This is a genomic window from Actinospineispora acaciae DSM 45401 (assembly GCF_000620785.1).
In the GTDB taxonomy this organism is placed as follows: Bacteria; Actinomycetota; Actinomycetes; order Mycobacteriales; family Pseudonocardiaceae; genus Pseudonocardia; species Pseudonocardia acaciae.
This window is the reverse complement of record NZ_JIAI01000009.1, coordinates 140,518-152,948: the sequence shown is the minus strand read 5'-3', so window position 1 is coordinate 152,948 and position 12,431 is coordinate 140,518. Positions and strand designations below refer to the sequence as shown.

The window sequence follows — 12,431 nt, the reverse complement described above, 5'->3', positions numbered from 1 at the left end:
CAACGGAGGTTCGCGATGCCAACCGAAACGCACACCGAAACGCACGCCCCGCCCAGGACCAGGACCAGGGCGGCGGTGGTCGCCGCCGCGATCGGCAACTTCATCGAGTGGTACGACTTCGTGTTGTACGGCTACTTCGCCACGATCATCGCCACCCGCTACTTCCCGGCCGGCGACCCGGCCGCGGCGCTGTTGCTGACCTTCGCGCTGTTCGGCATCAGCTTCGTGGTCCGCCCGCTCGGCGGGGTGCTGTTCGGCTACCTCGGCGACCGCCACGGCCGGCGGATGACCCTCTCGGTGATCATCATCATGATCTCGGTGGCGACCGCGCTGGTGGCCGTCGTCCCGACCTACGCGTCCATCGGCATCGCCGCGCCGCTGCTGGTGCTGCTGCTGCGGTTCGCGCAGGGCCTGTCCGCCGGCGGCGAGTGGACCGGCGCGGCGGCCTACATCGTCGAGCACGCCCCGCCCGGCCGGCGCGCGTTCTACGGCAGCTGGCAGACGATCACCATCGTGCTCGGCATGCTGGTCGCCGCGCTGTCCTCGCTGCTGCTGGGCGCGCTGCTGCCGGACGCGGAGCTGCAGGCCTGGGGGTGGAGGATCCCGTTCCTGGTCAGCGTGCCGCTCGGGCTGGTCGGGCTGTACCTGCGGCTGAAGCTGGAGGAGTCCCCGGAGTTCACCGAGGTCGTTCGGGAGCAGACGGTGGAGCGCCGGCCGCTGCGCACCACGCTGCGCCGCGACCACCGCTCCATCCTGCTCTGCGCCGGGCTGGTGTGCTCGCCGACCATGTGCACCTACGTGCTGCTGGTGTACGGGCCGACGTTCCTGATCAGCGAGCTGAAGATGCCCGCCGGGCAGGCCCGCACCGCCGGGTTCATCGCGATGGCCGCGCTGGCCGCGATGGTGGTGCCGCTGGCCCGGCTGTGCGACAGGTGGGGGCGCCGGCCGTTCCTCATCGCCGGAGCGGCCTGGGTGCTGGTCACCGCGCCGCTCGGGTTCGCGCTGCTGCACGGCCGGGGGCTGGTGGTCGCCGCGCTCGGCCTGGTGCTGGTGGTGGTCGGCGAGGCGATCATGCTCGCGCCGCAGCCGGCGCTGTTCGCCGAGCTGTTCCCCACCTCGCGGCGCTACAGCGGGCTCTCGCTGGGCTACAACCTCGGCGTCATGATCTTCGGCGGGGCCGGCCCGTTCGTCGCCGCCGCGCTGACCACCGCCACCCACTCCACCTACGCCCCCGCCATGTACCTGTGCGGCGGCGCGATGGTCAGCCTGCTCGCCGCGTTCGCCACCCCGGAGACGCTGCGTTCGTCGCTGCGCTCCGGCGGGATGAGCTAGTCGACGGCCACCCTCTCCAGCGCCCGCTCGCGCATCGCCGGACCGCCCGCATGTCGAACCTACGACGCGTAGACGCTTTCCATAAACGTCGTCCAGGCCTTCTCCGTCGCGGCGCGGTCGATGTCGTCGCGGTAGATGTGGTGCCCGACGGCGATCGGCATGCCCATCCGCCCGAGCCCGTGGAACCGGTAGAGCCCGTCGTCGGTGCGCACTCCGAGGAACTCCTCCCGCACGTAGTCGGCCACGCCCTCGATCGGGTCCAGCCCGCTCGGGGTGAGCCGCACCTGGTCGCCCTCCTCGACCGGCCCGTCCAGCCCGAGGCCCGCGAGGAACTCCGACCAGCCGTCCGGCGCGGCGGACGCCGCCGGCCCGTTGGCGTTGATGAACGTGACCGGGCGGCCCAGGAAGCGCGTGATGTACTCGCCCAGGGTGTGCAGGTACTGGTCCCAGCCGTGGGCCAGGCCGACCTCGAAGTCGTCGCCCCACTTGTCACCGAGCATCCCGCTGTGCACGAACCGCAGCACGGTGCTGCCCCCGTCGCGCCCCTCGATGAGGTACTCCATCGCGTGGACGGTGCCGTCGTCGGCCGTCTTGCCCCGGTAGGCCAGCCGTTTCGCCGGCTCCCACGCGGTGATGACCGACTCCTCCTCGAAGCCCGGCACGGTGAGCCGGATGCTGCCGCCCTCCCCCGGTGTCACCTCGTGCGGCATGAACCAGGACGTGATGCCCGGGCCGGTGGCGATCGCCTGCCAGATCTGCTCGGGCGTGGCGTCGATCTCGACCTCTTTGCGGATCTCGAACTCTCGGGCCATGCTCAGGACTCCCTCGTCGGGTCGGGGTTCATGTTCGGATGGATGGCCGCGAGCACGCGGTAGCGCCGCCCGCCCTCGGCCCGTTCGTCGTGGTACTTCGACACCAGGTGGGCGACCGAGGTGGCCAGCTCCTCCACGAACGCGGCGCGGTCGGCCGCCGAGGCGAACCGCACCTCGCCGTCGAGCGCGAACGTCGGCGCCCGCTTGCCCGCCTTCGCCGCCGCCGTGATCAGCTCGCCCACCTCGCGCACCAACCGCGCCGCGAGCGCCAGCAGCCAGCGCGCGGACAACCGGTCCGGAGAACGCGCCGGGTCGGGCTGGACAGCGCCCAGCGCGGCCGGTGAGATCACGAACGAGGCCGCCGTGGCGCGCATCATCCGCTCGGTGACGTTGCCCTTGCGGCGCTCGGCCACCAGCTCGACCAGCCCGTGCCGCTCCAGCGCGCGCAGGTGGTAGTTCACCTTCTGCCGGGCCAAACCGACCCGGGCGGCCAGCATCGTCGCCGACGCGGGCTCGACCAGCTCGGCCAGCAGCCGCGCCCGCACCGGGTCGAGGGAGGCCTCGGCCGCGGCGGCCTCACCGATCACTCCTACCTCGTGCACGGCCTCACTGTTCCACCGACGAATTTTTTTGTCAAGACAGCTTCAACTGTCGGATGAACCGCATGACGGGACGTCGATCCGCACTTTTCTTGACCAGAACCGGACCGGCGTCCCACTCGGCGAGGGGGGGACACCGGCCGCACAGGATCACGCCGCGCGTCGGTCCGCGTTCAGAGCGGCCGTCCGCCGATCACCAGCTCAGCGTGACGGTGTCGCGGGCGCGGGGCGGGATCTCGGCGAGCGCGGCGGCCACCTCGCCGACGCGCTGTGGCGGCAGGCACAGCCGGCGGGCCACCCACTCCGGGTCCTCCGGCAGCCTGGCCGGCCGTCGCCAGCGGACCACCGTCGGCGTGATCCCCAGCTCCACCAGCACCGCCACGGCGTCGTCGGCGGTCGCGGGCTCCGCCCGGCGCAGGCCGTGGAACCGCAGCCACAGCGGGTCCAGCCAGGCCATCGGGTGCCGGGCGGTCAACTCCATCACCACCCCGCGCCGGGCCGCCTCCGTCAGCGCCAGCAGAAACGGCGGGAAGTCAACGGTGTTGTAGCCGACGTGGTGACAGAGCACCGCGTCCGCGCTCCCGGCCTCCCCCGCCACCGCCGGCCACTCACCGAGCACGGTCCGAAACGTCACCCCGCGCGCCGTGCAGTCCGCCGAGAACACCTCCAGCATCCCCGGGTTGTGGTCCACCCCGACCAGCAGGTCCGCGCTCCCGGCCACCGCCAGCGACGCGCTCCCCCCACCGCACCCGACGTCGAGCACCGCGCCGCCCGCACCGTCCAACACAGCGAGCGCCGCATCCCGCGACGGCGTGTCATGCGCCTGCTCGGGCGCCCCGAAATGCTTCGGATCGTGCTTCCACGGACTCTCCGGAGCCCGCGCCACGATCTCCGGCGGAATCCCCCGCTGCTCCTGAAGCTCGCGCCACCGCCCCGCCGCCGTCACCACCCCAGGCTAAAGGCCGTGAGTGGTTAGCGTTGTCATAGCAACGCTAACCACTCACGGGTTCCCCAGCTCCTCGTCGAAACGCCGGCGCAGCACCCGGAGCACGCGGACCGCCGCGGCCAGGTCCTCGATCGGGATCGACTCGGACATCCGTTCCGTCCAGGCCCGCCCGACGGGCTCCATCAGGCTCAGCGTCTTCACGCCGCGCTCGGTCATGCGGACCAGCGGCGCGCGGCGGTCCTTCGGGTTCGGCACGGTCTCGACCAGCCCGTCCTCGCGCAGCCGGGCGACCAGTTGCTGCGCGGCCTGCCGCCGTATCCCGTACTCGGCGGCGAGCTGGGTGGCCGTCGCGGGGCCGTCTTCGAGCCGACCGAGCACGCGCCAGCGCGCGGCGGAGAGCCCGACCGGCGCCGTCATGCCGTCGCCGGCCCGCTCCAGCCGGGTGTTGAGGGCGAAGACCTCCGTCGTGAGGTCTTCGAGCGCCTGCGCCGCGTCGTCCATTCCGGCATGCTAGCGGCTTCCGACAAGAACTTGTCAATCTGCCGACCCGTCGGTATCGTTCGAGAACGACAAGTACTTGTCAAGTTTCGGAGAGGTACCGATGACACACTCGCCCGAGCGAACGGGCACCGCGGGAACCATGGGCACCACTGGCACCACAGGCATGCCGGGGGCGCTCAGCCACCGACAGGTCCTCACCGCCATCTCGGGGCTGCTGCTCGCGAGCCTGCTCGCCGCGCTGGACCAGACGATCGTGTCCACGGCCATGCGCACGATCGCCGACCAACTGCACGGCCAGACCGTCCAGGCCTGGGCGATCACCGGCTACCTGGTCAGCTCCACCATCGCGATGCCGTTCTACGGCAAGCTCTCCGACATCTACGGCCGCAAGCCGCTCTACCTGGCCGCGATCGCGGTCTTCATCCTCGGCTCGGCGGCGTGCGGGATGTCCACCTCGATGGAGGCGCTCGCGGTCTCGCGGGTGGTGCAGGGCCTCGGCGGCGCCGGGCTGATGTCGCTGCCGACGGCGGTGATCGCGGACATGGTGCCGGTGCGCGAGCGGGCCCGCTACTTCACCTACGCCGCCTCGGCGTGGGTGGTGGCCGGCCTGCTCGGCCCGCTGGTCGGCGGGTACTTCGCGAGCGCCCGTTCGCTGCTCGGGACTGACGGCTGGCGTTGGGCGTTCCTGATCAACATCCCGCTCGGGCTGCTCGCGCTGCTGACCGTGTACCGGTCGCTGCGGCTGAGGCACCGCCGGGTCGACCACCGGCTCGACTTCGGGGGCGCCGCCGCGCTCACCCTCGGGCTGGTGCCGCTGCTGATCGTGGTCGAGCGGGGCACGGCGTGGGGCTGGGGCTCGGCCAACGCGATCGTCCTGTACGCGCTGTCCGCCGTCGGCCTGGTGTCGTTCCTGGTCATCGAGCGACGGATAGGGGCGCGGGCGATGCTGCCGCTGGCGCTGTTCGGCCGGGGTGGCATCGGCCTCCCGGTCGCGGTGAACTTCACCACCGGCGTGGGCATGCTCGGCACCGTCACCGCGTTCCCGCTGTACCTGCAGCTCGTGCAGGGCCGTTCGGCCACCGACGCCGGGCTGTTCGTCCTCCCGCTGATGATCGGCGCCATCCTGGCCCAGGGCTTCAGCGGCAAGGTCATCAAGGCCACCGGCCACTTCAAGCCGCTGGCCATCGCCGGGTCCGGCTCGATGGCCGGCGCGCTGCTGCTGATGGCCACCGTGGACGCCGTCACGCCGTGGTGGGCGAACGCCCTGCTGGCGTTGTGGACGGGTCTCGGCATCGGCATGGCGATCACCGTGATCACGCTGGCCATCCAGAACGCGGCGCCGCACGGCGACCTGGGCGCGGCGAACGGGGCCGGCGGGATGGTCCGCCAGCTCGGCGGCACCTTCGGGGTCGCGGCGCTGCTCTCGATCCTGTTCTCGGTGACCAGCGCGCGGATGGGCGCCGTGCTGCGCGACGCCGGGCCGGGCGACCCGTTCCGCCGCGCGCTGGCCGATCCGGCGGTGCTCGCCGACCCGGCCAACCGCGCGCTCGTCGACCTGGTCAACGCCGGGAACGGCACCGGGATCAACCTGGACGACGTGTCCTTCCTGTCCCGGCTCGACCCCCGGCTGGCCCGACCGCTGCTGGACTCGTTCGCCACCGGCGCGCACTGGATGTTCCTGGTCGCGGGTCTGATCCTGGCCGCTGGGTTCGCGATGACCTGGTTCCTCAAGGACCTCGGCGTCACCGCTGACCAGAAGCCGTGAGTGGCTAGGGCCGCTCTGGCGGCCCTAGCCACTCACGGGTCGTGCGAGACTGCCAGCCGTGACGTACGCCTACACCGGGACCATGCGCGCCCAGCCGGGCCGCCGCGACGACGTGATCAAGCTGCTGCTGCGCGACCAGTCCCCGCTGAGCGAGATCGGCTGCCGGTCGTACCTGGTGGGCACCAACGACGAGCACCCCGATCTGATCTACGTCTCCGAGGTGTGGGACTCCAAGCAGGCGCACGACGACTCGCTGCAGCTCCCGTCGGTGAAGGCCGCGATCGCCGAGGCGATGCCCCTGCTGACCGGCGAGTTCAACGGCCACGAGTTCACCGTCGCCGGCGGGCTCGGGTCCTAGGCCGGGCGCGCGTGTAGCCGCAGGAACTGGTCAACCAGCTCGTCGGTGTACTCCGGTGGGACCGGTTCGCCGGCCACCAGGATCCGGTAGTGGACCGGCCCGAGCAGCTGGTCCAGCGCGAGCTCGACGTCCAGGCCGTCCGGTAGCTGGCCGCGCTCGATGGCCCTGGCCAGCGGCAGCCTGTCGCGCTCGCGCTGCTGGGTGAGGAACTTGCCCCGGAACTCGGCGGCGAACTCGGGGTCGTGCTGGGCCTGGCCGATCAGCGCGGCGAACACGGCCCCGGGGTCGGAGTCGGCCAGGAAGCGGGCCACCCGGCGCAGGTGTTCGCGCAGGTCGGGGCCGACGTCGCCGTGGTCGGGCGGGGCGAGGTGCTTGGCGGCGTCGTCCAGGAACGCCTCCATCAGCACGTCGTTCTTCGAGCGCCACCAGCGGTAGATCGTCTGCTTGGCGACCCCGGCCTCGGCCGCGATCCCCTCCATGGTGAGCGCCGCATAGCCGCGCTCGACCAGCAGGTCGTCGACGGCCCGCAGCACCGCCCGGCGCGCCAGCTCGCTGCGGCCGTGACGGTTGCCGTGGTGGCCGCCTCGCTCGCGGGTCTCTGCCCTGCCGCGTTCGCTTCGCACTGCTGCCCTCCTCACGCGGAGTCTAGTGCGCGCTAGGCAAGACGCAACGTTGCGTCTACTCTAACGGGGACGGACAGTAGTCAGTGCGGTCTGACAGGCCGAGTCCAGTTCGCGGCGATGTTCGTCGCCAGACTTACAGATGATGTCGTATCGAGTGGATTCGGCGTAGAAGACAACGCGTCTGTTATGCGTGAAACTGTCCACGGATGCATCGTAATCGTAGTTGTATTCCACACCTGGCCACCCCGCGACCTCGACCCTGGTACCGGCTTGTGGACTTCCAGGGAAAAACGACATGATACGGTCGAGGTCCGATTTGGCTTGATCGATGTTTGCAACGGTGACCGGATTCCGAAGGGGTTGCCGCGTCACCCCGATCGAACGCCCTTCGGCAGTGAGATTGACAAAGAACTGATCTCCCGGCGAAGGGTGGAGGTGCTGGTTCATCTGTTCTGGATAGTCGAAGGTGAAGCCGAACTCCGGTAGATCGAAGCGAGCATTGCCGGGTGCGATCCTCGAGCGCGCGGTAGCGGTGTCCCCGTAGTTGTTGGGACCCGGGGAGGCCGGACTGCCCGTCGAGCAGCCCATCAACGCCAGACATCCCGCTAGCAGCAACGCCGCCACCCCCTTGCCTGCTCTCGGAGCAGGACGCCACGAAGCGCCCGCGGGCCAGCGGAGGACACTCACCATCACCTAACTCCTCATCTCCCGAACCCGTACGAGCAACTGGTCCGTGCACCTCAACTGACTCATGATCTTCTCGGATGGTTGTGCGACGGGGTGGGTAGATTCTCGTGGGCCGCGTCGACGGCGTCGTCGATCGGGATAGGGAGGCCCTCGCGCCTGATGGCGCGCCGTTTCCGGCCGAACATCCTGGTTCGCGCTCCACCGGACACAGCGCCCTTCGTCGAGGACGACTGGCTCGGCAAGACCGCCTCGATCGGCGACGGAACCCGCATCGAGTTCGTCCCGCGGGACGCCTACCGGATCGCGTTCGCGCTGATCGCGCTCGCCGTGCTCCCCGCCGCCCTGGAGGCGTTCCGGTTGCACCCGAGCGCCGGCGAGCACCTGCACCGGCCGAGGCAGCGCGCGGCGGCCGGATGAGCGTCGACCAGCTCGTCGACCACGGCGCGCGGAGCGAGCGCGCGGCCCTGGTCGAACCGGGCGGAGAACCGGTCGGCGCCCGCCCCGGCGCGGGCCCGGGCCGCGATCCGGTCCACGTCCCCGCGCTCCGCCGCCGGCAGCGGTGCCCCGGTCCGCTCCCGGAGGGCCGCGCCGGCGCCGAGCAGCCGGGCCGCGTCCTCGTGCCGCCCGGCCAGCGAGTGGGCGCCCGCGATGCCTTCCAGCGCGAGCGCGACCGCCCGGGGGTCGTCCACCCCTCGGGCGATGCGCAGGCCGTCCAGGTGCAGTTCGAGGGCGCCGACCGGGTCACCGCGCTGCTCGGCCAGGAACCCCAGCTCGGCGAGGATCAGCGCGTTGCCCGGCTCCAGCTCGCGCTGGGCGAACCAGCCCCGGACCGTGGCCAGGTGCCGCTGGGCGTCCTCGAACCGGCCCTGCCGGCGCGCGCCGAGCGCCAGGCCGGTCTCGGCGTACCTGACGCCCGGCACGAAGCCGTGCTCCTCGGCCGTGCGCATCGCCCGCTCGTGCAGCTCGCGGGCGCGCTCGTGTTCGCCCCGGAGCAGCGCGGTGCGCCCCAGCCAGGACAGCTGGTAGGACGCCTCCGCCCAGAGCCCGAGGGCCTGCGCCGCCAGCAGGCCGTCGCGGTGGATCCGCTCGCGCCGCCGGTAGTCGCCGACGATCTCGGCGACGTGGCCGAGCACGAAGGACGCCTGGAGCCGGCCCCAGTCGTCGCCCAGGGCCGTGAACCGCTCGACGCCCCGGGACGCCAGCCTGCCGGCGGCCGCGAGGTCGCCCCTGGCCAGCGCGCGGCTGGCCCGTTCGGTCAGGGCGACGGCGCCGCCCCAGTCGTCGCCGACCGCCGCCAGCTCGGCGAGCACCTCGTCCACCTCGGCGTGCTCGGCGGCGACCTCGCCGAGCGTGCCCCTGGCCATGACCAGGAACCAGCGGGACATCGCGCGGTCGCGCCGGCCCTCGATGCGCCGCCACGCCGCCGCGTCCGCCCCGTCGGGGTCGGCGCCGCGCAGCAGTGCGACGGCCGCCCGGTACGTTTCCGCGCGCGCCCGCAACGACTCCGACCCGCCCGACCGGAGCGCGGCGCCGGCCGACCGCTCCGCCTCGCCGAGCCGACCGCGCAGGAACCAGTACCACGCCTGCGCGTTGACCAGGCGAAGCGCCGCGTCCGGAGCCCGCCGCGCGATCGCCGTGTCCAGCGCGCGGCGCAGGTTGGCCCGCTCGGCGTCCAGCCGCGCCAGCCAGTGCCGCTGATCGCCGCCGCGCAGGCCGGGATCCGCCCGCTCGGCCAGCGCGAGGTAGTGCCGTTCGTGTCGTTCGAGCACCCGGTCCAGCTCACCGGCCGCGCGCATCCGTTCCACGCAGTAGTCGGCCACGGACTCCAGCAGCCGGTAGCGGCGCCGGCCGCCGGCCTTGTCGTCGGCGACGGTCACCAGCGAGCAGTCCACCAGCCGGGCCAGCGCGCCGAGCACCTCGGCGGCGTCCACCCCGTCGCCCGCGCAGACCGCCTCGGCGGCGTCCAGCGTGCACCCGCCCAGGTGCACGGCCAGCCGGCGGAGCACCGCGCGCTCGGTGTGCCCCAGCAGCCGCCAGCTCCACTCGATGGTCGCGCGCAGCGTCCGCTGCCTGGTCGGTGCGTCCCTGCGGCCGGCGACGAGCAGCTCGAACCTGTTGTCCAACCTGGCCAGCAGTTCGTCCGTGCCGAGCGCCCGCACCCGCGCGGCCGCCAGCTCCAGGGCCAGCGGGATGCCGTCCAACCGGGTGCAGATGGCGGCCACCGTCGCCGCGTCCTGGACGTCGACGCCGAATCCGGCCGCGCGCGCCGTGAACAGCCGCACGGCGGCCGGCACCTCCAGCGGCGGCACGTCCAGCAGCGCCTCCCCCGCGATGCCCAGCGGCTCGCGACTGGTCGCCAGGATGCGCAGCCCCGCCGCCGAGCCCAGCAGCTCGCCGGCCAGCCGTCCGACGTCATCGATCACGTGCTCGCAGTTGTCCAGCAGGATCAGCATCCGCTTGTCGCGCAGGAACCGGGCGAGGTCCGCGCCGTCCCTGACATCCAGCACCGTCGCGACCATCCGGCCGAGCGCCGCCGCCCCGCTGGCCGAGGCGATGTCGGCTAGTTCGACGACCCGCACCCCGTCCGGGAACCCCTCCCCCAGCCTCCTGGCGGACTCGAAGGCCAGCGCGGTCTTGCCGACGCCACCGACGCCGACCAGCGTCACCAGCCGGTGCGCGTCGAGCGCGGCATGCACCCGCCCGATGGCCTCGTCCCGGCCGACCAGCTCGGTCACCCGCGCGGGCAGGTTGTCCGGCGCCCTCGGCTCGGCCGGCCGCAGCGACCCGTCGTGGGCCAGGATCGCCTGGCGCAGGTCGGCAAGCTCGGGGCTCAGGTCCAGGCCGCGCTCCTCGACCAGCCTGGCCCGCAGCTCGGCGAGGCTGTCCAGCGCCTCGCTCTGCCGGCCCGCGCCGTACAGCGCCCGGACGTACGCGGCGCGCAGCCGCTCCCGCAGCGGATGCTCGGCCACCAGCTGGGCCAGCTCGCCGGTCAGCTCGCCGTGATGTTCGAGGACCAGCCGCGCCTGCGCCCGCTCCTCGACCGCGACCAGCCGTTCCTCCTCCCACCGCCGCACCGGGGCCAGCGCGAACGGCCGGTCGGCGAACTCGGCGAGGGCAGGGCCGCGCCACAGCGCCAACGCGTCGGCCAGCAGCGCCGCGCGCGCCTTCGGGTCCGCCTCGCGGCGGGCCCGCTCGACCAACGCCCGGAACCTGCCCAGGTCCACCGCGTCCGGCTCGACCCGCAGGGCATAGCCCGAGGCCCGGTGCACCACCAGCCGCCCGGCGCCCGGCTCGGCCGACTCGAACGCCCTGCGCAGCTGCGAGACCTTGGTCTGCAGCGCGTTGGCCGGGTTCGCCGGCAGGTCGGCGCCGCCCCAGATCTGGTCGAACAGCCGGCTCACCGGCACCGGGCTCCCCTGGTGCGCCAGCAGGATGGCCAGCAGCGCGCGCACCTTCGCCTCGGGGACACGGACCTGGCCGCCGTCCCCGGTGGCCACCTGCAGTGGGCCGAGCACTCCGAAACGCACGCCGAGGACGCTAGCCGGCCACCCCGACAGGTTCTCGTGCGTCGATCCACAGCGGTTCGTGCGCGCCGGCTCGCAGGGTGGACAGGACCAGACCACGTCACACAAAGGGAGCACGACATGAGCGAGCGCAAGCCGGCGGTCACGGTGATCGGCCTGGGTCCGATGGGCCGGGCGATGGTCCGGGTGCTGCTGGCCGGCGGCCACCCGGTGACCGTGTGGAACCGGACGGCGAGCCGGGCGCGGGCGGCGGAGGCCGAGGGCGCGACCCTGGCCGCCGATCCGGCCGAGGCGTTGGCGGCCAGCGAGCTGGTGATCCTCAGCCTGACCGACTACCGGGCGATGTACGACATCCTGGGCGGCGACGGCGTCGGAGACGCGCTGCGCGGCCGGGTCGTCGCCAACCTCAGCTCGGACACCCCGGAGCAGACGCGCCGGGCCGCCGACTGGCTGGCCGAGCGGGGGGCGCGGTTCCTGGCCGGCGGGGTGATGGCCCCGGAGCCGCTGGTGGGCACGGACGCCGCGTACGTCTTCTACAGCGGGCCGCGCGAGGTGTTCGACGCGCACCGCGACACCCTCGCCGCGATCGGCCGGCCGGACTACGTCGGGGCCGACCCCGGCCGCGCCCAGCTGTACTACCAGGCCCAGCTGGACATCTTCCTCACCTCGCTGTCGGCGTACCTGCACGCCAGCGCGCTGCTGGCGGCCGAGGGGGTGACGGCGACCGAGTTCGTGCCGTGGGCGGCGGACAACTTCGACGGCATCTCCGCCTACCTGCCCGAGGCCGCGCGGTGCATCGACAGTGGCGATCACCCCGGCGAGAAGGCCACCAGCACGATGATGGGGGCGACGGCGGCGCACATCCTCGACGCCAGCCGGGCCGCCGGGATCGACCTCGAGCTGCCGACGGCGGTGAAGTCGCACTACGACAGGGCGATCGCCGCCGGCCACGGGGCGGACAGCTGGACGGCGCTGGTCGAGGTGATCAGGAAGGGGTAGGGCCGGTCAGCTTCTCGGCCAGCTCGCGGAGCGCGTCGTCGTCGCCGGTCAGCTCCACCGTCTTGTCCCGGCCGCGGTGGCCGGAGGCGATCGTGACCTCGCTCCGGCGCAGGCCGAACGCCTCGGCCAGCGCGGCCACCACCGCCTCGTTGGCCTTCCCGTCCACCGCGCGCGCCCGCACCGCCACCAGCAGCGCGGGCCCGCGCGGTCCGTCCCAGCACCCGCCGACGCGATCGGCACGGGCGCCGGGACGGACCCGGATGGCCAGCTTCATCCGGGGTGCGA

General features: G+C 72.9%; 12 protein-coding genes. 4 read left to right on the top strand and 8 right to left on the bottom strand.

From position 1 onward, the window contains the following. The first annotated feature begins 15 nt into the window (after positions 1–15). Positions 16–1,332 carry an MFS transporter gene (locus N912_RS0132795; protein ID WP_037067846.1) on the top strand — a complete coding sequence of 439 codons (1,317 nt, stop codon included), beginning with the start codon at positions 16–18 and terminating at the stop codon, positions 1,330–1,332. A gap of 59 nt (positions 1,333–1,391) precedes the next feature. Here N912_RS0132795 and N912_RS0132790 read toward each other — a convergent pair whose 3' ends face one another. The 4 genes from N912_RS0132790 to N912_RS0132775 form a co-directional block, all read right to left on the bottom strand. After that, positions 1,392–2,144, bottom strand: coding sequence for an SRPBCC family protein (locus N912_RS0132790; protein ID WP_028925727.1), 753 nt, complete (start codon positions 2,142–2,144; stop codon positions 1,392–1,394). Between the two features lie 2 nt (positions 2,145–2,146). Next, entirely contained in the window at positions 2,147–2,746 is a 600-nt protein-coding gene (locus N912_RS0132785; RefSeq protein ID WP_028925726.1) for an ArsR/SmtB family transcription factor, read from the bottom strand. A 190-nt stretch (positions 2,747–2,936) separates the two neighbouring features. Next, positions 2,937–3,689 carry a class I SAM-dependent methyltransferase gene (locus N912_RS56180; RefSeq protein WP_037067965.1) on the bottom strand — a complete coding sequence of 251 codons (753 nt, stop codon included), beginning with the start codon at positions 3,687–3,689 and terminating at the stop codon, positions 2,937–2,939. A gap of 54 nt (positions 3,690–3,743) precedes the next feature. After that, the gene (locus tag N912_RS0132775) at positions 3,744–4,190 is read right to left on the bottom strand and encodes a MarR family winged helix-turn-helix transcriptional regulator (RefSeq protein WP_028925725.1); all 447 of its coding nucleotides are present in this window, start codon (positions 4,188–4,190) and stop codon (positions 3,744–3,746) included. A 139-nt stretch (positions 4,191–4,329) separates the two neighbouring features. Here N912_RS0132775 and N912_RS56175 point away from each other — a divergent pair, with 139 nt between their 5' ends. Next, positions 4,330–5,955 (top strand): MDR family MFS transporter, encoded by a 1,626-nt coding sequence (locus tag N912_RS56175; RefSeq protein ID WP_037067844.1) that lies wholly within the window; start codon positions 4,330–4,332, stop codon positions 5,953–5,955. Positions 5,956–6,013: 58 nt separating this feature from the next. Further along, positions 6,014–6,313 (top strand): putative quinol monooxygenase, encoded by a 300-nt coding sequence (locus tag N912_RS0132765; RefSeq protein ID WP_028925724.1) that lies wholly within the window; start codon positions 6,014–6,016, stop codon positions 6,311–6,313. On the opposite strand, the gene N912_RS0132760 is transcribed toward N912_RS0132765, so the two are convergent. From N912_RS0132760 to N912_RS56170, 3 genes are all read right to left on the bottom strand, one after another. Beyond that, the gene (locus N912_RS0132760) at positions 6,310–6,936 is read right to left on the bottom strand and encodes a TetR/AcrR family transcriptional regulator (RefSeq protein ID WP_028925723.1); all 627 of its coding nucleotides are present in this window, start codon (positions 6,934–6,936) and stop codon (positions 6,310–6,312) included. The genes N912_RS0132765 and N912_RS0132760 overlap by 4 nt on opposite strands. A 60-nt stretch (positions 6,937–6,996) precedes the next feature. Then, positions 6,997–7,560 (bottom strand): hypothetical protein, encoded by a 564-nt coding sequence (locus tag N912_RS63960; RefSeq protein WP_156994199.1) that lies wholly within the window; start codon positions 7,558–7,560, stop codon positions 6,997–6,999. 356 nt (positions 7,561–7,916) lie between these two features. After that, positions 7,917–11,150 carry an AfsR/SARP family transcriptional regulator gene (locus N912_RS56170; RefSeq protein ID WP_084211418.1) on the bottom strand — a complete coding sequence of 1,078 codons (3,234 nt, stop codon included), beginning with the start codon at positions 11,148–11,150 and terminating at the stop codon, positions 7,917–7,919. 117 nt (positions 11,151–11,267) lie between these two features. Here N912_RS56170 and N912_RS0132750 point away from each other — a divergent pair, with 117 nt between their 5' ends. Then, positions 11,268–12,146: an NAD(P)-dependent oxidoreductase gene (locus tag N912_RS0132750; RefSeq protein WP_028925722.1), complete on the top strand. Its 879-nt coding sequence runs from the start codon at positions 11,268–11,270 to the stop codon at positions 12,144–12,146. Here the strand turns inward: N912_RS0132750 and N912_RS0132745 are convergent. Beyond that, the gene (locus N912_RS0132745; protein ID WP_028925721.1) at positions 12,133–12,420 is read right to left on the bottom strand and encodes a DUF167 domain-containing protein; all 288 of its coding nucleotides are present in this window, start codon (positions 12,418–12,420) and stop codon (positions 12,133–12,135) included. The genes N912_RS0132750 and N912_RS0132745 overlap by 14 nt on opposite strands. Between the last annotated feature and the right edge of the window lie 11 nt (positions 12,421–12,431).

Coding starts and splice junctions, on each gene's coding strand:
- N912_RS0132795 (WP_037067846.1), top strand. CDS start 16: ATGCCAACCGAAACGCACACCGAAACGCACGCCCCGCCCAGGACCAGG.
- N912_RS0132790 (WP_028925727.1), bottom strand. CDS start 2,144: ATGGCCCGAGAGTTCGAGATCCGCAAAGAGGTCGAGATCGACGCCACG.
- N912_RS0132775 (WP_028925725.1), bottom strand. CDS start 4,190: ATGGACGACGCGGCGCAGGCGCTCGAAGACCTCACGACGGAGGTCTTC.
- N912_RS56175 (WP_037067844.1), top strand. CDS start 4,330: ATGGGCACCACTGGCACCACAGGCATGCCGGGGGCGCTCAGCCACCGA.
- N912_RS0132750 (WP_028925722.1), top strand. CDS start 11,268: ATGAGCGAGCGCAAGCCGGCGGTCACGGTGATCGGCCTGGGTCCGATG.
- N912_RS0132745 (WP_028925721.1), bottom strand. CDS start 12,420: ATGAAGCTGGCCATCCGGGTCCGTCCCGGCGCCCGTGCCGATCGCGTC.